Below are 23,836 nucleotides of genomic sequence, written 5' to 3' on the forward strand. Positions count from 1 at the left end.
GTGGCCAGGATCCAGGCGGCGGGGGTGAGCGCGGAACCCAGGCCGACCAGGTCCCCGTGCGCGCGGAAGAACCCGTCCACCTCCCCGATGCCGGAGCCCGTGCGCGGCAGACCGGCCGGGACCAGGACCACGTTCCCGGCGACGATGAGGAAGGCGAAGCCGAGGGCGGCGAGACCGCTGACCCGAGCGAAATCCGTGGCGGGACCCGTGGCGACCGGGGCGGCACCCGGTTGTTTACGTAACATATATTGATTATAAGCAGCGTTAAATGAATAGCGGGAAGGGGCAGGGCATGAATGAGGAGCCGGCGCGGCGGCGGTACGACTCGCTGCGCCGCACGGCGCAGGCGCAGCAGACCCGCGCGGAGATCGCCCGCGCCGCGCTGGGCCTGTTCGTCGCCCACGGGTGGACGGCCACGACGGTGCGGGACGTGGCGCGGGAGGCAGGGGTGTCCGTCCCGACCGTCTACGCGGCGTACGGGAACAAGACGGGACTGACCCGCGCGCTGGCCGACGCGGCCGATCTCTCGGCCGATGTACCGCAGCTGATCGCGGAGCTGGAGTCACCCGCGACGGACCCCGCCCGGCAGCTCGCCGCGATGGCCGGCTACGACCGGCGTCTGTACGAGCGCGCCGGCGACGTCATCACGCTCCTGCGGGAAGCGGGCCGCTCCGAGCCGGAGCTGGCCACCCTCTACCACGACAGCCGTGTCCGCGGCGACCAGACCCGGGTGCAGGTCTTCTCCTCCTGGCCCGCCGGTGTCCTGCGCTCCGGCCTCGACGTGCCGTCCGCGGTCGACGTCTATGCGGCGCTCTGCAACATCGACGTCTACACCGTGCTGACCGGTGAACGCGGGTGGTCGCCCGACCGCGTGGAGCAGTGGTGGCGCGGGGCACTGGTGCGGGAACTCCTGAACTGAGCCGCCATGGACGACACCCTCAGCGGCGGGTTGCGGATGGTGTCGTGCCGGGCACGGGTTGGTTGCGGCACGGTCTTCTCGCCCGGAAAGCCCTGGATCGGCGGCAGCATGACGACCTGTGAGCAGAGACCGCTACGTCGACTTCCTGCGGGCGTGGGCCATCGCCCTGGTGGTGGTCGGGCACTGGCTGATCACCGTACTCGTCCGCGGGCCCGGTGGTGAGATCACGGCACCGGAGCTGCTGGCGGTCCTTCCGTGGACCCAGTGGCTGACCCTGGGCTTTCAGATCATGCCGCTGTTCTTCCTGGCCGGCGGGCATGCGGCGAGCGGCTCCTGGGCGCGCACCCGGGCGGCGGGCGGTACGGCGTCGGGGTGGGTGGCGCGGCGGGCGTCGCGGCTGCTGCTCCCGGCGGGGGTGTACAGCGCGCTGGTGCTGCTCGCCGTCGGGGTCTGTGCGGCCGTCCGCGTGGATCCGGGCACCCTCGAGCTGGTGGGGTGGGCGATGGCGATGCAGTTCTGGTTCCTGCCGGTGTATCTGCTCCTCAGCGCCCTGACCCCGCCCCTGCACGCGGCGCACCGGCGCTGGGGCCTGGGCGTCCCCGTGGTCCTGGGCGCGGCCGCCCTGGCGGCTGACGCGCTCGCGGTGGCGGTGCACGTGCCGTACGTCGGGCTGCTCAACTACGTGCTCGTGTGGGGCATCGCCTACCAGTTGGGCTTCTGCTGGCGAGACGGTCTGCTGACCGGTCACCGGGCGACAGCGCCCGCGATGGCGGCGTGCGGCGGGGTGGCCTTCGCGGCGCTGGTGGGCGTCGGGCCGTTCCCGGTCAGCCTGATCCGGGTGACCGGGCAGAGCCCGGGCAACACCGATCCACCGTCGGCGGCGATGCTGGCGTGGGTGGTGGCCCAGGTGGGCCTGTGTCTCCTCGCCGCACGGGCGATGCGGCGGCTTCTGGACCGGGAGCGGGTGTGGCGGGTGGTGAGCCCGGTGGGAGGCGCCAGCATGACGCTGTATCTGTGGCACATGCTGCCGGTGCTGGTCGTGGCCGCCGCGTTCTACTTGACCGGGCTCGCGCCCCAGCCCGCCTTCGGATCCGCGGCATGGTGGGCGCTGCGGGTGCCCTGGCTGCTGGTGCTCGGCGTCGTCCTGGCCGGTGTCGTGGCAGTGTTGCGGCCCTTGGAGCGCGGGCTGGCGGCAGTGCACGAGCGGATCCACCGGGACGCCGACCTGCACCACCCATGGCCGCTGTGGCTCGGCCTCGCCACCGCCGTCGCCGCTCTGACCCGGTTCGCCGGACAGGGATTCGCCCCCGGCGGCCGGTTGCCCCTGCCGCCCGCACTGGGCCTGGCGCTGGGCGCACTGCTGGTGGTGCTTTCCCGGCGCACGAAGCCACGCGACGCCGAGAAGCCCGATGACGTCCTGGAGGAAGCCGCCTGACATCCTCCCTTCGCCCGCTTCTGCGCGAAGATCGCCGGCCCCGCCCGACCGGCGTCCGACGGGTGCTGGCCGTGGAACCGGAGCCACACCTGCGAGCCCTGGCCGAGCAGGCCGTCGGCACCGCACCGATCCACGCGGAGGTGATCGACGGCATCGCCGGACAACTCCCCGCCGCTGGCACTTCCTTCTTCCGACATGCCCTGCTGGGGCCCACCGACCGCCTCGACGCCGAGGACACGAGCGCCGTGGAGCGTGCGGAGCTCCTGGAGCGGGTGTGGGGCTTCGAGGGGTGGCGCAGCAGCGAGTGGCGGATCTGCGTGCCGATTTGGCGCGGGCCGGAGAGTTCGCGGACACCCTGCGTCGGCGCCTCACCGAGGCGGAGGCGCCCGCGCAGACAGCTCGAGAGCCGCTGACGACCTGGGTCGAGAGCGGCCGCAGGGTGGCCGACGGCGCGCCGAGGGTGACGTACCCGCTCACCGCTCCAGGCGGCGTATCTGGAAGGTCAGTCCCTCCGGGCTGGTCAACCGCACCACGCATCGGCCCGTCTCGTCCTGCCAGGTGGCCGGGGACCGGCCCTGCTCGCGCACGCGGGTGACGACACTGTCCAGGTCGTCGACACCGATCGCCAGTTCCCACTGTGGGGTGGCGGTGAGGCCTCCACGTGGGGCGACGAAGTCGGCGCAGGTCAGGGGTGATCCTGCGGTCTCGCGGTAGAAGTTCCGGGCCTCGTCGGGCCGTTCGCACGCCAGGACCATGCGGTGCGGGGCACTCGCCAGGTGGAGCGGGAACTGCCAGCCGGTGAAGTGGTGCGCCTGCCACAGGGAGAAGGCGGCGCCTGCCGGATCGATCAGTGTCGCCATGCGGCCCTGATCGCCGGCGTCGAAAGGAGGTACGACGATGCGTGCGCCGTGCGCCGTCGCCACTGCGATACGGCGTTCGATGTCTTCCACCGCCAGGTAGTAGGCGATGTGGGCAGGTGTTCCCGGCGGGTAGACCGGATGTGCCAGGTCGCTCACGCCGCCGATCAAGTGGCCGTCGAGGGTTATCTTGGTGGCCCTGCGCCGGTCCTCCTCGTCCACCGCGAAGCGCCAGCCCAGCGTCGTGGAGAAGAAGGCGGCGGTGCCGGGTAAGTCGCGGGTTTTCAGGTCCATCCAGCAGAACTCGTTCACTGAACCCAGACGGGTCGTCATCCTGTGCTCCTCGTCGTCCCGATGCTGGATATCGGGTGTCCCGACGGCCATGCAAGCGGGTTTCCGCTGCCGTGCGGGGAGAAGTGCGGGCAGGAAGCCGGGTTCTCGGCCCGAGGCTCCAGGGGTGGTGTCGGTCGTTCGCACAGGCGGCATGGGCTTTCGGGGATTGGCAGAATCCCGGATTGTCCACCGCCGGGGGCGGGACGAGGATGGCCGGTCATGGGGAAACAGCGTCCGTTACCACAGGAGGCGCGCAGCGCCTCCGAGTTCGTGGCGTGCATGCGCCGGCTCAAGGAACAGGCCGGCCTGACCTACCGCCAGTTGGAGGCGAACGCGGAACGGCGCGGGGACGTCCTCGCGCGCAGCACCGTCGCCGACGCGCTGCGCCGGGACTCGCTGCCGCGTGCGGAGGTGGTCGCCGCGTTCGTCCGCGCGTGCGGCAGGGACGAGGACGCCGCCACCTGGCTGGAGGCCAGACACCGCCTGACAGCGGTCGAGCCGTTGCACGCGGAGGACGGGTCGGCGCATGCGGACGAAGGGCGGTCGCCCACCGGCGGACGGCCGACGCCCGACGGGACACCGGAAGACCCCGCCCGGTCAACGGCCGTGAGCCCGGCTCCGGCCCCGGTCCTGGCCTCGACTCGGGCTTTGGCCTCGGCTTCGACCCCCGCCCCGATCGCCGGTCGCGTCAGAAACCTGCGAGCCCTCCTCGCCGCCGCCGGTGCCGCGCTGTTGTTCGCCGCTGTGGGGGCCTGGGCGCTGCTGCCCGGCGAGGCGGGCGACAGGGACGCGGCGGCGCGTGGGGCAGGGGTCGCACCAGGCCTCGCCTCCTCCTCGGCCTCCGCCCTGACCACCGGCGACGACGGCCCGCCACCAGGACGGTCCAGGATCCGCCCCGCCCTGGCCCCCACGCTGTGCGTCACCGAAGGCCACGACCGCAAGGGGCGCTACCGAAGCCAAGTGGCCGTCCAGCGCCCCTGTGCCGACGCCACACCGCCGGACCTCTCACTGGTGTCGGTCGGCAACACGGGCTCCTACTACATCCAGTGGCGCCACCCGGTGTACGGCGACGGCTGTCTCACCGCGCTCGGCAGCGGCCATGTCGTCGAGGGACTGCTCGAGCCCTGGCCCTGGGAGAGTTGTTCGGCGGACCGCACCAGCCAGCACTTCTTCTTCGAACCCGTCGACCGTTCCAACGGGTCCAAGGTGAACGCCTACCGGATACACGTGGTCCAGAACGGAATGTGCCTCGGCGTCAACGGTACCGACGACCTGACGGCGGGTGCCGAGATCGCCCAGCAGCGCTGCACGGGGTCACGGGACCAGGAGTTCCTGGTGGATGCGATGGACTGACGACGGGACTGCCCGTCACACCGTCACCGGTGGTGTCTCCTCCAGAGGGAAGTGGCATGCCGCGCCGTGTACGGGCCCCGGGGGCGGCGGCGCGGGGACCGCCTCCGCACACACGTCCCGCACCCGTCGGCACGGGGTCCGGAACCGGCATCCGGACGGCGGGTCGGCCGGTGCGGGGACTCCGTCGGGCCCGTCTCCACGATCTTGCCGAGGTACATCACGTCGACGCGGTCGGCGAGGTGCGCACCACGGACAGGTCGTGCGAGATGAAGACGTACGACAGTCCCACGACAGTCCCAGCTCGTCCCGCAGGTCGCACAGGAGGTTGAGCCGCTGCCGTTGTCCCCCGGAGAACTCGTGCGGGTGACGGCCCGCGTCCGACGCGCGCAGACCGACCATCTCCAGCAGTTCGGCGCGCGGGCCGCCCGCTTCGACGCGGGGACGAGACCGCGGTGGGTCAGCCAGGGCTCGCCGATCCGATCCGCCGCGGGCAGCCGGGGGTTGAGCGACCGAACGGGTCCTGAACACCATCTGCACCTTCCGGCGCCAGGCGAGCAGTTCCGCACCCGACAACGTGAAGGGGCCGACTCCCTCGTACCGCACGGTGCCCGCGCCCGGCCGCTCCAGCCGCAGGAGGACCCTGGCCAGCGTGGACTTGCCGCAGCCGGACTCGCCGACGAGACCGAGGGTCTCCCCGCGGCCCAGCATCAGGTCCTCAGGCATCGGCCAGTTCCTTCCCTAAGTGGCAGGCGCGGCCCGGCCGGCCCCGGTGCCGGTCAGCACCGGACGCGTCGGTCCCAACTCGTCGTACCTCTTGACGTGTTGATTGCCGTCCTAAAACATTCGGGAAACTCGATTGGTTCTGCGCGATTCTGTTCGCTCCCGAAGGGAATTCATGTCCAGCAGACATCGCCCCGCCCGTGCGTGGGCGGTCAGCGTCCCCCTGGCACTCGGCGCGGGACTCCTGACCGTGCCTCCTGCCCCTGCCGCTGCCGCCGAACAGCCCGGCAGCGCGGTCACCGTACGGATCGACCCGTCCTACCGGCAGCAGGAGTTCGAAGGGTGGGGGACGAGCCTCGTCTGGTTCGCCAACATCACCGGCCGCTACCCGGAGCCCATCCGGCAGAAGCTCGCCGACATGCTCTTCGGTGAGGACGGCCTCCGCCTCAACATCGCGCGTTACAACATCGGCGGCGGCAACGCCCCGGACGTCCGCAAGGACTACATGAAGGTCGGCGCGACGATGGACGGCTTCTGGAAGGCCCCCGAGGGCACCACCAGGGAGGACACCGACTGGTGGAACCCCGACGACCCCGACCACTGGGACTGGTCCGCCGACCCGGGCCAGCGCTGGTGGGTGGACCGCGTCAAGAAGAAGGTGACCCGCTGGGAGGCGTTCAGCAACTCCCCGCCGTGGTTCCAGACCGTCAGCGGCTACGTCTCGGGCGGCTTCGACGCCAACACCGACCAGATACGGGCCGACCGCGTCGACGACTTCGCCACCTACCTGGTCAAGGTGACCGAGCAGCTGGAGAAGAAGCACCGCATCAAGTTCGACACCATCGCCCCGCTCAACGAGCCCAACACCAACTACTGGGGCACCCAGATAGGCCCCGACGGACAGCCCACCGGCGGTCGCCAGGAGGGCGCGCACGCCGGCCCCGAGCTCCAGCAGAAGGTCGTCCTGGCGCTGCGGCGCGCACTGGAGAAGGCGAGGACCCGCGCGACGGTCTCCGCGATGGACGAGACCAACCCCAGCACCTTCGTCCGCAACTGGAACGCCTACGACAGCTCCGCCCGCGCCGCCGTCGACCAGCTCAACGTGCACACGTACGGCACCGGCATGCGCACCAGCGCCCGGGACAGCGCCAAGGCCGCGGACAAGCCGTTCTGGATGAGCGAGGTCGAGGGCACCTGGGGGACCGGCACCGACTTCACCGGCATGGAACCGGGGCTCGGCATCGCCACCCGGGTCGTCGACGACATCCGTGAACTGGAGCCGTCAGCCTGGGTGTTGTGGCAGCCCGTCGAGGACTCCATCCCGCAGGCCCAGGCCGGCAAGAACTGGGGCAGCATCCACATCCCGTTCAACTGCACCGCGCAGGACACCCTGGAGACCTGCCCGATCCGGGCCAACACCAAGTTCCACACCCTGCGCAACTTCACCCACCACATCCGGCCCGGCGACCACTTCGTCAAGGCCGACGACCCCGCCAGCGTCGCCGCCGTACGCAAGTCCGGCCGCGGGGCGACCGTCGTGCACGTCAACAACGGCACGACCCCGCGTGCCGTGACCCTGGACCTCTCGCGGTTCAAGCGCGTCGCCCCCGGCGCCACCGTCACGCCCGTGGTGACCAGCACCGACGGAGCGCTCGTCCGCGGCACCCCGGTGAAGGTGACGGACGACTCCGCCACGGTGACCGTCCCGGCGAAGTCGGTCACCACCCTCCTCGTCGACGGCGTGTCCGGGACCGCCGAGGACGCCTCACTCGTCCAGCCCGGCCACGTCTACCGCCTCCAAGGGGCCCAGAGCGGCAAGTCCCTGGCCCCGTCCGCCGACGGCAAGGGCGTCGTCGTCCGTACCGCCGACCCTGGTGCCAGGTCCCAGTTGTGGTCGGTGAAGAAGCTGACCCGCGGGGAAGGCAACCGCGAGCGTTATGCCCTGAGGAACGCCGAGACGGGCAGCCGCCTCGCCGTACGCGACAACGAGGCCGTTCTCGAAGACGCCGACACACCGGCCGCGCAGTGGATCATGTCGACCACCGGGGACGGCACCTGGACCTTCGTCAACGCCGCCACCGGCCGACTGCTCGACGTCGTCGGACAGTCGACGGCGGACGGCGCCCGCGTCTCGGCCTTCCTCCCCACCTCTGGCGCGAACCAGCGCTGGGCCGTGACCGACGAGACGGTGCTGCGCACACAGCCGGCCAAGGCGTTCACCGTTCCGGGCCGCGCGCCCGAACTGCCCGGCACCGTGACGCCCGTCTTCCGGGACGGCGCCCGCGGAGCCCTCCCCGTGCGGTGGACACTGCCCTCCGAGGCGCACTGGAGCAAGCCCGGAACGGTACGCGTGAAGGGCACGGCGACCGACGCCCTCGGACGGACCGTCCGCGCCGAGGCGGTCGTCACCGTGGACACCATCGCCTCCACCCTCCCGGGCCGCGCCAAGACCTACACCGGTGGACGGCCCGACCTGCCCGCCACCGTCACCGGCGTCGGACGGCACGGCGGCACCGCCGACCTCCCGGTCACCTGGGACCCCGCTCCCGACGGCGCCTTCGACGAGGCCGGAGTGGTGACCCTGCGCGGCACCGCCCAGGTTCCCGGCGGCACCGGGGCGGCGGCGACCGTACGCGTCCAGGTCACCGCACCCCGGGAGCGGAACGCCGCGCCCGACGAGGGCGTGACGGTCGGCGCGACCTACACCGAGAGCGGCTACTCCGCCGATGGCCTGCGCAACGGCAACACGTCCGAGAAGGCCTGGTCGAACTGGCGGTCCGGCACGAAGAACCCGTCCGACACCATCACCTTCACCCTGCCCGAGGCCCGCGAGCTGACCCGGGTCGTGACCCACTTCCACCGCGACGGCACCAACGTCAGCTTCGCCGAGTCCCTCAAGGTGCAGGTGCGCGGGGCCGACGGCACCTGGACCGACGCGAGCGAGACGGTGCCCGTCGGCACCGAGGGCACACCCGTCGCCGACGTCCCGGTGCGCGCCTTCGGCCCGGTGACCGGGGTACGCGTTGTCATGGCGGCCCGCCCCGGCGGTTACATCACCCTCGGGGAGATCGAGCTCTTCGCCAGGACCCCCGGCGCCTCCGCGGACGCCGCCGCCGCGTCGATCGAGGTGGACGGCGTGGCGATCGGCGACTTCGCCCCGGACCGGACGGGTTACCGCGTGACCACCGACCGCCCGGACCGGGCGAGGGTCACCGCCACGCCGCGCGACCCGTACGCGAGCGTGAGCGTCCGCAAGGAGACGACACACGTGGCCGTCGTGACCGTGAGCAGCGAGGACGGCTCGCAGACACGGCAGTACAGGATCGAGCTCACCCGTTCCTGACGCACGGGAACGCGGGGCGTGCCTGCCGGACACGCCCCGCGTCGTCCCCCGGGATCAGACCGCCGGAGCCGGGTACGTCGGGTACTCCACCCCGGACACGTGCTGCACGACCCGGATGACCTGGCAGGAGTAGCCGAACTCGTTGTCGTACCAGAGGTAGAGGATGGCGTTGTCGCCCTCGACCTTGGTGGCGCCGGCGTCGACGATCGAGGCGTGGCGCGAGCCGATGAAGTCGCTGGAGACCGCGTCGGGGGCGCTGATGAAGTCGATCTGGCGCTTCAGCGGCGAGGTCAGGGACACCTCGCGCAGGTAGTCGAGCACCTCCTGGCGGGTGGTCTCGCGCGCCAGCTGGAGGTTGAGGATCGCGATGGAGACGTCCGGCACCGGGACCCGGATGGAGCTGCCGGTGATCTTCGCCTTGAGGTCGGGCAGCGCCTTGGCGACCGCGGAGGCGGCACCCGTCTCGGTGATGACCATGTTGAGCGGCGCGCTGCGGCCCCGGCGCTCGGACTTGTGGTAGTTGTCCAGCAGGTTCTGGTCGTTGGTGAACGAGTGGACGGTCTCCACGTGGCCGCGCTGGACGCCGAACTCGTCGTCCATCGCCTTCAGCGGCGGCACTATGGCGTTCGTGGTGCACGAGGCGCAGGACAGGATCTGCTCGTCCGGCTTGATCGTGTCGTGGTTCACGCCGTGCACGATGTTCGGGACGTCGCCCTTGCCGGGCGCGGTCAGCACGACCTTGTCGATGCCCGGGCGCAGGTGCGTGGACAGACCCTCGCGGTCGCGCCACTTGCCGGTGTTGTCGATGAGGATGGCGTCCTTGATGCCGTACGCCGTGTAGTCGACCTCGGACGGGTCGTTCGCGTAGATGACCTTGATCGCGTTGCCGTTGGCGACGATCGTGCTGTTCGCCTCGTCGACGGTGATCGTGCCCTGGAACTGGCCGTGGATGGAGTCGCGGCGCAGCAGCGAGGCGCGCTTGACGATGTCCTGCTCGCCTCCGCCGCGCACCACGATGGCGCGCAGGCGCAGGCCGTTGCCCGAGCCGGCCTTCTCGATCAGCAGCCGGGCCACGAGCCGGCCGATGCGCCCGAACCCGTAGAGGACGACGTCACGCCCCTCGCGGCGCTCGATCTTGTTGGCTCCGGTGGCACCGGCGACGGCCTCGGCGGTGAACTCCGCGACCGACAGACCGCGGTCGTCCTCGCGGTACGTCGCGGCGAGCATGCCGATGTCGATCTGGGAGGGCCCGAGGTCGAGCTCGGCCAGAGTCTGCAGGAACGGCAGCGTCTCGGTGACCGAGAGCTCCGCACCGGCGATCTGCCGGGCGAACCGGTGGGTCTTGAGGATGCTGACCACCGACTTGTTCACCAGGGAGCGGCTGTGCAGCAGGACGGTCACGTCCCGCTCCCGGTGCAGCTTCCCGATGATCGGGATCATCGACTCCGCGATCTCCTCGCGGTTCTTCCAGTTGGTGAACGAGTCGTCGTTGACAGTCACAGATCCATCTTTCGAGCTAGGCGGCGCTCATATGTTAAACCGTCGATTTCTGGATCATGAACGGGGTGCCCGCTGAGCGCTCCGCCCTGCCGGAACGCCGCGCTCCACGCGCCCCTCGCGGCCTCGCCTGGGATGATCGGAAGAGAGCCCCACGCGAAAGGGACGCTCATGGACTTCGACGCCGTGGCCGACGGGCTGTACGCCCTGCGGCCGGAGGAGTTCACCGCCGCCCGCTCCTCGGCCGTGGCCGCCGCCCGCACCGCCGGCGACCGGGAACTCGCCGAGCGGATCGGCGCGTTGCGCAAACCCAGTCTCGCGGCCTGGGCCAGCAACCTCCTGGTCCGCAGCCGGCCCGGCGACGTCGGGCCCCTGCTCCGCCTGGGCGAAGGACTGCGGCACGCCCACCACTCGCTGGACCGCACCCAACTGCGCGAACTGAGCCGGCAGCAGCACGCGCTCATCCGCGCCCTGTCCGCTCAGGCCCGGCAGCTCGCCACGGAGGCCGGACATCCGATCGGCGAAGGAGTGCAGCGCGAGGTCGAGAACACCTTGCACGCGGTCCTGGCCGACCCCGAGGCGGCCCAGGCATGGGCGAGCGGCCGGCTGGCCAAGCCGCTCAGTGCCGCCGTCGGCTTCCCGGCCGCCGCCGCGAGCGCCGTCGCGCAGAGCACCGTCCCGGAAAGCGCCGGGACCCAGCGTCGCCCGTCCGCCGCGACGGCCCCCTCCCGTCCGGACCGCAAGGCCGGCGAGCAACAGCGGCGACGGCTGGCGCAGGCCCGCCGGGACGTCGAGGCCGCCGACCGGGAGCTGCGGGCGCTGAAGGACGAGGCGGCCGCCGTCGGCCAGGCCGCGGAGGAGGCGAAACAGCAGGTGGACCGCCTCCAGCGGCGCGTCGACGAACTCACGGAGGAGCTCGCCCGCACCAGGGAGGCGCACCAGCAGGCCCGCTTCGCCGAGCGGTCGGCCCGGGAACGGGCGCGCACGGCCGACCGCCGTGTCCGCGAAGCGGATCGCAAAGCCGCGACGGCCGCCGCCCAGCTCGAACGCCTGACCTCATCGGACGACCGGTAGACGGGCCGGTTCTCCCTGAGAGCGGGCGCATGGCCGGGCTCGCCCCCCGCCGGCGCGGTCCGTACGACCTGACCGGGTGGCAGGCTGCCGTGCTCGGCGCGGGAGTTGAGCCCGAGGCAGGGCCGGAAGCTGTGGTTGACCGGGACCCGTGTGTCGTCGCGGCCGTGCACGATCCGGGCGGGTTCGCCGTGCGGCTCGCCGTCGCGCCGGGTCGCGCCGCGACCGGACCGCCGAGTGAGTCGTCGTCGACGAGGGTGCCGGGGGAGGGGGCCCGCCCGCCCCTGGTGGCGTACGCGGCGGCGAGCGACACGGCGAGCAGCGGCGGGACGAACCGCAGGGGGCGGGCGGGCGATGCCGATCCTCCGTCAGAGGGAGAGGGCGCCGGTGAGGACGGCACCGGCGGTCATCACGAGCGTGGTGGCGAAGGCCCAGCGGAAGATGAAGCGCTGGTGCTCGCCGAGCTGGACGCCGCTCATGCCGACCAGGATGAACGTGGCGGCGGTGAGCGGGCTGAGCGGGAAACCCGTCGTCATCTGGCCGAGCACGGCGGCCCGGGCGACCTCGGCCGGGTCGGTACCGAAGCCGCGGGCCGTCTCGGCGAGGACGGGCAGGACACCGAAGTAGTAGGCGTCCGGGGTGAACACCAGACTCAGCGGCATGCCCGTGACGGCCACGAGGACCGGCAGACGGCCGCCGAGGGAGTCCGGTATCACGGACACGAGCGCCTCGGCCATCTCGTCGATCATCCCGGTCCCGGTGAGGACCCCCGTGAACACACCGGCCGCGAAGATCATCGTGGTCACGAGGACGACGTTCTTCGCGTGCCGGTCGAGCAGCGCCTGCTGCTGTTCCCAGCCGGGGTGGTTGACCAGGAGGGCCACCGCGAACCCGAGGACGAACAGCACCGGCAGCGGCATGACCTCCAGGATCAGCGCCACGACGAGCACGACGGTCAGCAGCAGGTTGAAGACCGTCAGCCAGCGCGGCGCCGGCGCCGCGACCCGGACGGCACCCGGCCCGTCACCGGGCGCCGGGGCGCTCACAGGAACCGGCTCGCCGGCGGCTTCCTCGCGCGGCCCGGTGAGAGCACCGAGCCGCCGCCGCTCCCGCCGGCCGATCAGCCAGGACGCCACCAGGACCCACGCGATCCCGAACCCCATCGCGGGCAGCACGGGCGTGAAGACGTCCGAACTCTCCAGCTTCAGCGCCGCCATGGCACGCACCGTCGGCCCGCCCCACGGGACCATGTTCATCACCCCCGCCCCAAGACAGACGACCCCGGACAGCACCAGCGGACTCATGCCCAGCTTCCGGTAGACGGGCAGCAGCGCGGAGACGGTGATGAGGAACGTGGAGGCCCCGTCGCCGTCCAGGGCCACGCACAGCGTGAGGACGGCCGTGGCGACGGTGACGCGCATCGGATCGCCCTTGGCCAGCCGCAGCAGACCGCGGATCAGCGGATCGAACAGACCCGCGTCCACCATGAGACTGAAGTACAGCACGGCGAACGCGATCATGATGCCGGTCGGCGCCACCTTCGACAGGCCGTCGAGCACCATCCCGCCCAGCTCGCCCGCGGACCCGCCCGCCAGCGCCGCGAGCACCGGAAGCACCACCAGCGCGACCAGCACCGAGACCCGTTTGGTCATGGTGAGCAACAGGAACAGGGCGATCGTGGCGAAGCCCAGGGCTGCCGGCATGATGGCGCTCGCTTTCTCGGGTCGCGGTCCCCGGCGGCGGAGAGCGTGGCGTACGGGGATAGCCGAGAGTGTCCGAGCGCCGGATGATCCCTGTCCAGCATCAAACCGGCATCTGTCCATGCGATCCCCGCATCAATCGGCTCGCTCTGACGTACGCTTCCCGGCCATGGATGCCACCCTGCGTCAGCTGACGGCGTACGCGGCCGTCGCCCGGGCGACGAGTTTCACCGCGGCAGCAGCCCAGTTGGGCGTCTCGCAGTCCTCCCTCAGCCGCGCGGTCGCCGACCTGGAGCGGCAGGTCGGCGCCCAACTGCTCGAACGCGACACGCGCAACGTGCAGTTGACCGCCGCGGGCGCCGAGGCGCTGCGGATCGCCGAACAGATCCTCAGCGCCCACCGGGCCGGGATGAAGGAACTGGACCGCTTCCTGCTCGGCGAGTCCGGCACCGTCGCCGTCGCCACCCTGCCCTCCGTCGCGGCGGTGCTGCTTCCGCAGGTGATCTCCGGCTTCCGCACGGACCGGCCGCGCGTCGCCGTACGCCTGCTGGACGGCCTGGAACGGGCCGTGCTGAACCGGGTCCTGTCCGGCGACGCGGACTTCGCGATCACCACGGTCGGCGTGCCGCCCGAGCGGCTGGAGCACCGCCCGCTGGTGCGCGACCGTTTCGTCGCGGTCCTGCGCGAGGACCATCCGCTCGCCGCCCGCGACGAGGTCGGCTGGGCGGACCTGGCCCGCGAGCCGTTCCTGGCCGTCGGACGGGACTCGAGCGTGCGGCGGCTGACGGACGCCGCGTTCGGCCAGGTCGACGCGCACGCCGTACCGGCGGCGGAGGCCGGCAGTGTCGCCACGGTGGGTGGACTGGTCGCCGCCGGCCTCGGCGTGAGCGCGCTGCCCGCCCTGGTGCTGCCCCTGCTGGGCACCGGGCCCTTCGTGTTCCGGCCGCTCGTCGAACCGGTGGTCGACCGGCGCCTCGACATCGCCCTGCGCGCACGCCGTACCCTCCCGCGCGTGACCGAGCACTTCCTGGAGACGCTCGAGGACTTCCGCGCCCAGGGCCGGGACCTGCCGCCGGGAGTCTCCTGGGCCTGAGCACCGACGCGGGCCGATTCATGCGCTGATCGCATGGATTGATGGCCTTCCTTTGCTGGACAGGCATTTCTGCGCCTCGGCAGTCTGAAGAACCGACCAGCTGAGCCGAGGGGACGCATCCGTGCCGGACAAGGACATGCCGAACGCCACCGGACAGGGGCAGTTGTGCGGACTGAAAGTGGTCGAGTTCGCTCATGTGGTGGCCGGGCCGCTCGCGGGTTCGATGCTCGCCGACCAGGGTGCGGACGTGGTCCACGTCGAACCCCCGGGTGCCGGTGACGCCGCTCGCGCCATGGGGCCCCGGCGCGACGGCGTTCCCCTGTGGTTCAAGGTCGCCGCCCGCAACAAGCGCTCCGTCACGCTCGACCTGCACCACGAGGCGGGCCGCGCGGTCGCCCACCGCCTCGTCGCCTGGGCGGACGTCGTCATCGTCACCCTGCGCGCCGGGCGCCTGCGCCGCTGGGGCCTCGACTGGGAGTCCGTGCACCGGATCAACCCGAAGGCCGTCCTGCTCCAGATATCCGGCTTCGGCGCCACGTCCAGCCAGGCCGACGCCCCCGGCTTCGGCAAGATGGGTGAGGCCCGCAGCGGCGTCGTCCACCTGACCGGTTCCCCCGACGGGCCGCCCGTCCACACCGGCTTCTCGCACGGCGACGCCGTGACCGGTCTGATGGGCGCCTACGCCGTCCTCGCCGCCCTCCACCGGCGCGACCACGATCCCGGTTTCGACGGCGAGTGGATCGATCTCGCCCTGTTCGAGCCCCTGTTCCGGCTCGTCGAGTGGCAGGTCATCGTCCACGACCAGCTGGGAACCGTGCCGCAGCGCTCCGGCAACCAGCTCGCGGTCGCACCCGCCGCCGTGATCAACACCTACCGCTCCCGCGACGAGCAGTGGATCACCGTGACCTCCGCGACCCTGCGCTCGGTGCGCAACGTGGCCCGGCTGCTGGGCCTGCCCGAGGAGGAGTTCGCCACGTCGGAACAACAGCACGCGCGAAGCGGGGAGTTGGACGACGGACTGCGGGCGTGGGTGGCCGGCCGCACCGCCGCCGAGTGCCTGGAGGCCTTCGCCCGCGCCGAGGTGGTGGCCTCCCGGGTGTTCGACGCGGCCGACATCGCGGCCGACCCGGTCTACGCCGAACGCGGCGACATCGTCACCGTGGCCGACCCCGACCTGGGCGACGTCCGGATGCAGGCGGTCATCCCGCACTTCCGGCAACGCCCCGGCCGCGTCTGGCGCACCGGACCAGCACTCGGCCAGGACAACGACCTCGTGTACCGCGACTGGCTCGGACTGAGCGACCAGGAACTGGCCGAACTGGAGAAGAACGATGTCGTCTGAACCCCACAGCACGACCCGCACGACCGTGCCCCACAGCACGACCACGTCCCGTGCCACGGCCATCCCCCGGCCGGCACCCCGCTCCCTCCTCTTCGTCCCCGGCCTCCGCACGGACTGGCTGCCCAAGGCGCGCGCGGCCGGTGCCGACGCCGTCGTCCTCGACCTGGAGGACGCGGTTCCGGCCCCCGACAAGCCGCTCGCCCGCGCCCGGGTGGCCGAGGCCCTGGCGGAGGCCGCCGCGGAGCCGGCCGGCGGCATGGCCCTGTTCGTCCGCGTCAACCCGCTCGAGGACTGGACCGCCGCCGAGGAACTGCGTGCCGTCGTACGCCCCGGACTGGCCGGGGTGGTCCTGCCCAAGGTGCACACCGCCGCCGACGTACGGCTGGCGGACCGCCTCATCGGCTGGTGCGAACACGCACACGGCCTGCCCGCCGGCGCGACGGCCCTCGTCCCGCTGCTGGAGTCGGCCCGCGCCCTGCACGACGCCTACGACATCGCCGCCGCGGCCCCCCGGGTCGCACACGTCGGCGCACTGACCGCACCCGGCGGCGACGTGGAACGCGCCGTCGGCTACCGCTGGAGCCCCGAGGGCACCGAGACCCTGGCCCTCCGTTCCCGCGTCCTGCTCGACGTCCGCGCCGCCGGAGCACCCGGCCCGGTCACCGGACTGTGGACGGACATCACCGACCTGAGGGGCCTGCGCGCCTTCGCCGAGCAGAACCGCGCCCTCGGCTACGAGGGGATGATGGCCGTCCACCCGACCCACGTCCCCGTGATCAACGAGGTCTTCGCCCCCACCCCCCAAGAGCTCGACCGCTGTGCGCGTCTCGTGGCAGCCGTGGAATCGGCCCAGCGTGACGGCGTCGGCGCCCTCACCTTCGAGGGCCGGATGGTCGACGAGGCCATGGCCGAAACCGCACGGGCGGTGCTGGCGCGACACGGACACGGCTGACACCATCCCGCCACCGAACCGGAGCGCGATCATCGATGCTGTGACGGAGTTCACAGCATGCCGTCGAGGGCGTGGCCCCAAGGCGCAACCCGCGTCACACCTGGCCGCACCCGCGCGACACAAAAATTGAACCGTTCGTTTTCTTGAATCACTCGTGTTTGTGCGGCTAGGTTGTCCGCCATGACCGCATCCCGGAACCCGACCGCCGCCGAAGAGCTGCGCGGTGCCGGCCTGAGGGTGACGGCCGCCCGCGTCGCACTGCTCCAGGCCGTGCGGGACGGCGACCACCTCGGCGCCGAGGCGATCGCCTCCGAGGTACGCGGCCGCGTCGGCCACATCTCCGTCCAAGCCGTGTACGAGGGGCTCCACGCACTCACCGCGGCGGGACTCATACGCCGCCTCGAGCCACCCGGCAGCCCCGCCCTGTACGAGGGACGGGTCGGCGACAACCACCACCACCTCGTGTGCCGGTCCTGCGGGGCCGTCGCCGACGTCGACTGCGCGGTCGGCCACGCCCCCTGCCTGACCGCGTCCGACGACCGGGGCTTCGCCGTCGACGAGGCCGAGGTCATCTACTGGGGCCTGTGCCCCGCCTGCTCCACCGCCCGCAGTACCTGAGCGATGTGATCCACCCGAGCACCGTGTTCCACCCCGTCCGGAAGGATTTCCATGACTGAGAACCACGACGCGATCGTCACCGACGCGAAGCAGGAGGAGACGAGCGGCGGCTGCCCCGTGGCCCACGGGCGCGCCCTGCACCCCACCCAGGGTGGCGGCAACCGTCAGTGGTGGCCGGAGCGCCTCAACCTGAAGATCCTTGCCAAGAACCCCGAGGTGGCCAACCCGCTCGGTGAGGAGTTCGACTACGCCGAGGCGTTCCAGGCCCTCGACCTCGCGGCCGTGAAACAGGACATCGCCGAGGTGCTGACCACCTCGCAGGACTGGTGGCCGGCCGACTTCGGCAACTACGGCCCCCTGATGGTCCGTATGGCCTGGCACAGCGCGGGCACCTACCGCATCAGCGACGGCCGCGGCGGCGCCGGCGCCGGCCAGCAGCGCTTCGCCCCGCTCAACAGCTGGCCGGACAACGGCAACCTCGACAAGGCCCGCCGTCTGCTGTGGCCGGTCAAGAAGAAGTACGGCCAGTCCATCTCCTGGGCCGACCTCATGATCCTCACCGGCAACGTCGCCCTGGAGCAGATGGGCTTCGAGACCTTCGGCTTCGCCGGCGGCCGCGAGGACGTCTGGGAGCCCGAGGAGGACGTGTACTGGGGCCCCGAGACCACCTGGCTCGACGACAAGCGCTACACGGGCGACCGCGAGCTGGAGAACCCGCTCGGCGCGGTGCAGATGGGCCTCATCTACGTCAACCCGGAGGGCCCGAACGGCAACCCGGACCCGCTCGCCGCGGCCCGCGACATCCGTGAGACGTTCCGCCGCATGGCGATGAACGACGAGGAGACCGTCGCCCTGATCGCCGGTGGCCACACCTTCGGCAAGACCCACGGTGCGGGCCCGGCCGACCACGTCGGCGCCGACCCCGAGGCCGCCTCCATGGAGGAGCAGGGCCTGGGCTGGCGCAGCACCTACGGCACGGGCAAGGGCGGGGACGCCATCACCTCCGGCCTGGAGGTCACCTGGACCTCGACGCCGACCCAGTGGAGCAACGGGTTCTTCAAGAACCTCTTCGAGTTCGAGTACGAGCTCGAGCAGAGCCCGGCCGGCGCCCACCAGTGGGTGGCGAAGGACGCCCCGGAGATCGTCCCGGACGCGCACGACCCGTCGAAGAAGCACCGCCCGAAGATGCTCACCACCGACCTGGCGCTGCGCTTCGACCCGATCTACGAGCCGATCTCCCGCCGGTTCTACGAGAACCCCGAGGAGTTCGCGGACGCCTTCGCCCGCGCCTGGTTCAAGCTGACCCACCGTGACATGGGCCCGAAGTCGCTGTACCTGGGCCCGGAGGTCCCGGAGGAGACCCTGCTGTGGCAGGACCCGCTGCCCGAGCCCGAGGGTGAGGTCATCGACGCCGGGGACATCGCGACCCTCAAGACCAAGCTCCTCGAGTCGGGTCTGTCCGTCTCGCAGCTGGTGACCACCGCCTGGGCCTCGGCTTCCACCTTCCGCGGCAGCGACAAGCGCGGCGGTGCCAACGGCGCCCGCATCCGCCTGGAGCCGCAGCGCGGCTGGGAGGTCAACGAGCCCGACGAGCTGGCCCAGGTGCTGCGTGTCCTGGAGAACATCCAGCAGGAGTTCAACGCCGGCGCCGGCGCCAGGAAGGTCTCCCTGGCCGACCTGATCGTCCTCGGCGGCACCGCCGCCGTCGAGAAGGCCGCCAAGGAAGCCGGCTTCCAGGTGGAGGTCCCCTTCACCCCGGGCCGTGTGGACGCGACGGAGGAGCACACCGACGCCGAGTCCTTCGAGGCGCTCGAGCCGACCGCCGACGGGTTCCGCAACTACCACGGCAAGGGCAACCGCCTCCCGGCCGAGTACCTGCTGCTCGACAGGGCGAACCTGCTGACTCTGAGCGCCCCCGAGATGACCGTCCTGGTCGGCGGCCTGCGGGTGCTGGGCGCCAACTACCAGCAGTCCCAGCTCGGCGCCTTCACGACGACGCCCGGCTCGCTGACCAACGACTTCTTCGTCAACCTGCTCGACCTGGGCACGACGTGGAAGGCGACCTCCGAGGACCAGACCACGTTCGAGGGCCGCGACGCCGCCACCGGCGAGGTCAAGTGGGCCGGCAGCCGCGCCGACCTGGTCTTCGGCTCGAACTCCGAGCTGCGGGCGCTCGCCGAGGTCTACGCGAGCGACGACGCGAAGGAGAAGTTCGTCAACGATTTCGTCGCCGCGTGGGTCAAGGTCATGAACCTGGACCGGTTCGACCTGGTCTGATCACACCCGCCTGACAGGACGCCCCGGGCCGACCGGCCCGGGGCGTCCCGCGTTGCCTGAGGGTTCGTCAAATGCCGTTCAAGGTAAGAACATCACTTACCCAACTCTCACCATGAAACGGCAAGGAACGCGGCCGGGCCCGGATCCGGGCATACGTTCTGGCCGTGAACACAGATTCCACTGCCCACAGAGGCGCCGGTCCTGAACCGCACCCCGTCGCCGGTTCACGGCCGACCACCGGCGGCCCGGTCCGCCGCACACTCCTGCGCACCGCCCTGACCGGGGCCGCCGCCGTCGGCGCGGGCCTCGGCGCCGCCCGGCCCGCCACCGCCGCCACCCCCGGCCGGGGCACGCCCGCGCGGCCCGTCACCCCCGGCGAAGCCCTCAGGGAACTGGCCGCGGGCAACCGCCGCTGGCGCGCCTTCCGGGAACGCCACCCGCACGAAGACCCCGCGCTACGGCGGACGTTGGCCACGGGTCAGCACCCCTTCGCGGTCGTCCTCGGCTGCATCGACTCCCGCGTGCCCCCGGAGCTGGTCTTCGACCAGGGCCTGGGCGACCTGATGACCGTCCGCACGGCCGGAGAGGTCCTCGACGAGGCCGTCCTCGGCAGCGTCGCCTTCGGCGTCCTGGAACTCGCCATACCCCTGGTCGTCGTCCTCGGCCACCAGTCGTGCGGCGCGGTCCGCGCCGCCGTGGAGGCGGCAGAGTCCGGGCAGCACCTCCCCGCCCACATGCAGTACCTCGTCGACCGGATAAGCCCGGCGATAGACCACGGCGAGGAGGGAGACGCCCGGATCGACGCGACCGTGAGCGCCAACGTCCGGCTCGTCCGCTCCCAGCTGGCCGCGGAGCCCGAACTCGCCGCCCGGGTCGAGACCGGCAAGCTGGCGATCGTCGGCGCCCGCTACGAACTGACCACCCAGGCCGTCCACCGCGTCGCCTGAGGACCCGCCCGGTCCGCCGCCGTACGCGGCGGACCGGGCCGCCCTGTCACGCCCCTAGTGGGTTGTACCGCGCCGCCGCCATCAGGTACCAGGCGGTCGCGCCCGTGTGCCGGTAGGGGTAGTAGCCGAAGCCGAACCCCGTATCCAGCGGGCTGCTCGCGGACACCACACCACTGCGCTCGGGCAGCGCCTTCCCGCCGACGGTCTGACCACCGCCCAGCAGGTCCTGGGCCTGCTCGGTCGACGCGAGCAACCGCCGGGCGCGGGCCTCGTCGCCACGCGCCCCCCGCTCGCGCAGTGCGAGCGCGAGATGGGCCGTCCCCTCGAACCACACGCCGTTGCGGTCGGGCTTGGGCTGGCCCGCCGCGATCGGAGCGTCCTCGTTCGCGAGCAGGCTCGCCGAACTGAAGGTGACGCCCTCGTACGACTGCCCGGCGGGAACCGTGCTGTTCGTGCGGCCGGAATGATCCAGGACTGCCAGCTCGGCCGTGGCCCAGTCCAGCGAACGGGAGTAGCGGCGCGAGCCGAGCGCGAGATGGGTCCAGGTCTGGGTGTCCTCCGGAATCGGCGACGTGTTGACCGTCACGCCGTCGTTGGTTCCGGTGTAGAAGAAGCCCCCGGACGGCTCCCACATGCGCTGCACGAACGCCTCGGCCCGCGCCCGCCGCTCCAGCCACACCCGGTCGCCGGTGAGCCGGGCGAGCCGCCCGAACAGGCAGATCAGGTCGGTGTTGTGCTCGGTCGAGGTGAACGGAAGCTTCTGATTCGCCCCGTCGACCCCGAACTTGTAGCCGCCCAGCGGCTCGTCGGTACGGCCGGTCCGCTCGATCCACTCGCCGATCCGCACGGCACCGGTGAGGAATCGGCGCGCCTCCGTGCGGCGCGCGAGGCCGCTCAGCGCGATGCCCGCCCAGGCCATGTCGCCCACGGCCGTGCCGGTGAAGCCGAACTGCGTACCGACGTTGACCGTCCCGTCGGGCCGTACGAAGCCGTCGGGCTGCGGCGAGCCGTCGTAGAAGGTGTACGGACCGACGTTGTAGGCCTGCCGGAGTCTGCCGTCGTCGTACGCCGGGTCATGGGCCTGCGCGTAGAGCAGGGCGTCGCCCAAGGCCGTGGCCCGGGCCAAACTCTCGGGCCTCCGGGCCGCGAGGTGGGCCAGGATCGCCAGGGCGTTGTCGTAAGTGAAAGCGGTGCTGAACAGGCCCGCCTGGTCGGTGTAGCTCTGGGTCAGGCGGATGCTGCCCTGGTCGGGGTAGGCGTCCATGGCGGCGGCGAGAAAGGCGCGCCCCCGGGCCGGGGCCGATGCGGGACGTGTGCCGGAGGGACCGGCCGCCAGGGCCTGACCCGAGCCGACGGCGGTGAGCCCCGCGGCACTGATGCCGATTCCGGCACCGATGAGCGAACGCCGGCTGAGTGCCGGGCCTGGTCTGCCAGTCATGGATCTCCCTTGAGAGCGCTCTCAACAGTGCGCGCTCATTGTGCTGGCGGTCCGGGGGCGGGTCAACGCTCCGTTCGGAAGGGAGACTTGCGCAGGAAGGCGAACGGTGGGTGGATCACTCGCACACGATCTCGTCACGCGGCGTGTAGTGCGTGCGGAACGGCTCCCGCCGCACCTCCCTGCCGTCGTCGTAGAAGACCCGTTCCACGGTGACGTCGAACCCCTCGAGCGGCGTCTGCGGCACGCACTCCTTGTCGTCGCTCACCTTCTTCTCGGGCTGCTTCACCTCGGTGCGCGGGCCCTTGACCGACTTGATCTCGTCGTACTTCCGGGTGCCGAGGAAGGAGACGGTCACGGACGTGTCCGTGGACTCGGCCTGGATGTAGATCGCCTTGCCGGAGTCGTTGGTGAACCGCAGGTCCAGGCTGCCCCAGGCCACCGTCGCCTCGCGGCCCTCCGGGTAGCGCTCGATGTAGAAGGAGTGCGCGCCGTGCTCCACGGGCTTGACCCCGGCGAAGAACAGCGCGTTGTACACGGTCGTCGCCACGGCGGAGACCCCGCCGCCGGACGCCTTCGTGAACTTGTCGTCGAGGATGATGATGCCCTCGACGAAGCCGTTGGCCTCGGTGCGCTCGCCGACGGTCCGGTTGAAGCTCCAGGTCTCGTCGGGCCGGACCAGGGAGCCGTTGATGAGTTCCACCGCCCGGCCGATGTTCCTCGTACGGTACTCCGCCGGTTCGAAGTGGACGGTGAAGGAGGACATCTTCTCCGTCAGCCCCAGCTCCGCGGCGTTCTCGCGGGTGATCTCGGGCTGGGTCCGGTCCACGGCGACCTCGCCGCTGCGGTCCGCGCCCGACTTGGTGAGCAGCGGCAGCACCGCCTTGCCCAGTGCCTTGTCGGTGACCTTCCGGCCCATCCTGGCGTCCTCGGTCACCACGGCCTTGTCGCCGGCCGGCCGGAGTTTCGCGTTCTCGGCGGTCGTGGTGACGTCCCTCAGCGGGCCCGCCACGGCGGGATCAGCACGCAGCCCCTCGGCGTCCAGCTCCGGTCTCAGCCTTCCGCTGCCGTCCGGCCGCATCGCCAGGTGCTCGCCCAGGACGGCCGGCCCGACGGTGAACCGCCTGCCGCCCGCGGTGAGCGTGACGGGCGCCGACATGGCCGGCTCGGCGAACGTGCGTACCGCCCGCCGTACCTCGTCGGCCGTGACCTTCGGCCTGGTCTCGCGGGCGGGCAGCGACGTCACCGAGCGGGTGTCGCCGCGCAGGAAGGAGGAGCGCAGCGGGCCGACCGCGCCGGCCACGTCCAGCGTGTACCCCGTGCGCGGGGCGACCTGCTCGACCCGCCCGTCGTCGAAGGCGACGGCACCGTCCCGGACCTTCTGGTCGAGCCCCTTCGCCACCTGACCGAGGGCGGCCCGCGCCTTGTCCTCGTCGAGGCGTACGACCGGCTCGATGTCACCGCCCGAGCGGAAGAACCCGCCGAACACGCTGACCGGACCGGCGCCGGTGCGTGCCGCCCGGTCGACGGTCTCCTCGACGTCGAAGGAGAGCCCGGCGCGCCGCGGATCGACCGTGGCCGTGCGGTCACCGACCCTGACGGGCAGCTCCCGCGCCCCGGCCGCGTCCAGGTGCCGCTCCAGCTTCCGCACCGCCTCCGCACGGCTCAGGCCCCCGATCTCCACCCCGCGCACCGTCGTACCGGAGTCGATCTCCCCACCGGTCAGCATCAGCCCGGCGAGGTACAGCCCGCCGACACCCACGGCCAGCGCGCCGCCGGCCAGGGCCAGGGGCGGAAGGGAGATGATGCGCGGGACGGAGGTTATGCGGGGGCGCATGGGTCTCCTGGAGATCGATGACGACGGTGCACCCGGTGACGCGACACTGCTGCGGGCAAACACATCAAGCTATCCACATCCGGGCGGCAAACCGGTATGGCCCAGAC

The 23,836-nt window shown here is 71.7% G+C and carries 17 protein-coding genes and 1 pseudogene; 12 read left to right on the top strand and 6 right to left on the bottom strand.

The annotated features are described in order from the left end of the window. A pseudogene (locus GTY47_RS40080) lies at positions 1 to 245 on the bottom strand (hypothetical protein); the annotation flags it as partial. A gap of 47 nt (positions 246 to 292) precedes the next feature. Here GTY47_RS40080 and GTY47_RS02755 point away from each other — a divergent pair. From GTY47_RS02755 to GTY47_RS02765, 3 genes are all read left to right on the top strand, one after another. Continuing rightward, positions 293 to 919 carry a TetR/AcrR family transcriptional regulator gene (locus GTY47_RS02755; protein ID WP_010038195.1) on the top strand — a complete coding sequence of 209 codons (627 nt, stop codon included), beginning with the start codon at positions 293 to 295 and terminating at the stop codon, positions 917 to 919. A gap of 118 nt (positions 920 to 1,037) precedes the next feature. Beyond that, the gene (locus GTY47_RS02760; protein WP_010038196.1) at positions 1,038 to 2,354 is read left to right on the top strand and encodes an acyltransferase; all 1,317 of its coding nucleotides are present in this window, start codon (positions 1,038 to 1,040) and stop codon (positions 2,352 to 2,354) included. A gap of 71 nt (positions 2,355 to 2,425) precedes the next feature. After that, positions 2,426 to 2,767: a hypothetical protein gene (locus tag GTY47_RS02765; RefSeq protein ID WP_010038197.1), complete on the top strand. Its 342-nt coding sequence runs from the start codon at positions 2,426 to 2,428 to the stop codon at positions 2,765 to 2,767. 60 nt (positions 2,768 to 2,827) lie between these two features. Here the strand turns inward: GTY47_RS02765 and GTY47_RS02770 are convergent, their stop codons facing one another. Then, a complete protein-coding gene (locus GTY47_RS02770) occupies positions 2,828 to 3,544 on the bottom strand; it encodes a VOC family protein (RefSeq protein WP_040902945.1) in 717 nt (238 codons plus the stop codon). 219 nt (positions 3,545 to 3,763) lie between these two features. Here GTY47_RS02770 and GTY47_RS02775 point away from each other — a divergent pair, with 219 nt between their 5' ends. Together GTY47_RS02775 and GTY47_RS02785 are read left to right on the top strand one after the other, a co-directional pair. Continuing rightward, positions 3,764 to 4,897, top strand: coding sequence for an RICIN domain-containing protein (locus tag GTY47_RS02775; protein WP_029181059.1), 1,134 nt, complete (start codon positions 3,764 to 3,766; stop codon positions 4,895 to 4,897). Between the two features lie 895 nt (positions 4,898 to 5,792). Then, positions 5,793 to 8,960 carry an RICIN domain-containing protein gene (locus tag GTY47_RS02785; protein WP_010038207.1) on the top strand — a complete coding sequence of 1,056 codons (3,168 nt, stop codon included), beginning with the start codon at positions 5,793 to 5,795 and terminating at the stop codon, positions 8,958 to 8,960. A gap of 54 nt (positions 8,961 to 9,014) precedes the next feature. Here GTY47_RS02785 and GTY47_RS02790 read toward each other — a convergent pair whose 3' ends face one another. Next, positions 9,015 to 10,460, bottom strand: coding sequence for a glyceraldehyde-3-phosphate dehydrogenase (locus tag GTY47_RS02790; protein WP_010038209.1), 1,446 nt, complete (start codon positions 10,458 to 10,460; stop codon positions 9,015 to 9,017). Between the two features lie 168 nt (positions 10,461 to 10,628). On the opposite strand from GTY47_RS02790, the gene GTY47_RS02795 reads away from it, so the two are divergent. Continuing rightward, positions 10,629 to 11,531, top strand: coding sequence for a hypothetical protein (locus GTY47_RS02795; protein WP_010038210.1), 903 nt, complete (start codon positions 10,629 to 10,631; stop codon positions 11,529 to 11,531). Between the two features lie 365 nt (positions 11,532 to 11,896). On the opposite strand, the gene GTY47_RS02805 is transcribed toward GTY47_RS02795, so the two are convergent. Then, entirely contained in the window at positions 11,897 to 13,231 is a 1,335-nt protein-coding gene (locus tag GTY47_RS02805; RefSeq protein ID WP_010038211.1) for a citrate:proton symporter, read from the bottom strand. A gap of 166 nt (positions 13,232 to 13,397) precedes the next feature. On the opposite strand from GTY47_RS02805, the gene GTY47_RS02810 reads away from it, so the two are divergent. The 6 genes from GTY47_RS02810 to GTY47_RS02835 all read left to right on the top strand — a co-directional run bounded on the left by GTY47_RS02810 (position 13,398) and on the right by GTY47_RS02835 (position 20,457). Beyond that, positions 13,398 to 14,321: a LysR family transcriptional regulator gene (locus GTY47_RS02810; protein WP_010038214.1), complete on the top strand. Its 924-nt coding sequence runs from the start codon at positions 13,398 to 13,400 to the stop codon at positions 14,319 to 14,321. 121 nt (positions 14,322 to 14,442) lie between these two features. Next, positions 14,443 to 15,663, top strand: coding sequence for a CoA transferase (locus GTY47_RS02815; protein ID WP_010038216.1), 1,221 nt, complete (start codon positions 14,443 to 14,445; stop codon positions 15,661 to 15,663). Next, positions 15,653 to 16,615, top strand: a complete 963-nt coding sequence (locus GTY47_RS02820) for a CoA ester lyase (RefSeq protein ID WP_010038219.1) — start codon at positions 15,653 to 15,655, stop codon at positions 16,613 to 16,615. Before GTY47_RS02815 ends, GTY47_RS02820 begins: the two co-directional genes overlap by 11 nt. A gap of 180 nt (positions 16,616 to 16,795) precedes the next feature. Continuing rightward, entirely contained in the window at positions 16,796 to 17,233 is a 438-nt protein-coding gene (locus GTY47_RS02825; RefSeq protein WP_010038222.1) for a Fur family transcriptional regulator, read from the top strand. Between the two features lie 51 nt (positions 17,234 to 17,284). Further along, a complete protein-coding gene (katG, locus tag GTY47_RS02830) occupies positions 17,285 to 19,510 on the top strand; it encodes a catalase/peroxidase HPI (protein ID WP_010038224.1) in 2,226 nt (741 codons plus the stop codon). Positions 19,511 to 19,674: 164 nt separating this feature from the next. Continuing rightward, complete coding sequence (locus tag GTY47_RS02835; RefSeq protein ID WP_010038225.1) at positions 19,675 to 20,457, top strand: carbonic anhydrase; 783 nt, start codon at positions 19,675 to 19,677, stop codon at positions 20,455 to 20,457. A gap of 46 nt (positions 20,458 to 20,503) precedes the next feature. Here the strand turns inward: GTY47_RS02835 and GTY47_RS02840 are convergent, their stop codons facing one another. Beyond that, the gene (locus GTY47_RS02840) at positions 20,504 to 21,895 is read right to left on the bottom strand and encodes a hypothetical protein (protein WP_010038227.1); all 1,392 of its coding nucleotides are present in this window, start codon (positions 21,893 to 21,895) and stop codon (positions 20,504 to 20,506) included. Positions 21,896 to 22,010: 115 nt separating this feature from the next. Further along, positions 22,011 to 23,729 (bottom strand): VanW family protein, encoded by a 1,719-nt coding sequence (locus GTY47_RS02845; protein ID WP_010038229.1) that lies wholly within the window; start codon positions 23,727 to 23,729, stop codon positions 22,011 to 22,013. Positions 23,730 to 23,836 lie beyond the last annotated feature (107 nt).

The sequence above is a fragment of the Streptomyces sp. SID5464 genome (assembly GCF_009862985.1).
Taxonomy (GTDB): domain Bacteria; phylum Actinomycetota; class Actinomycetes; order Streptomycetales; family Streptomycetaceae; genus Streptomyces; species Streptomyces chartreusis_D.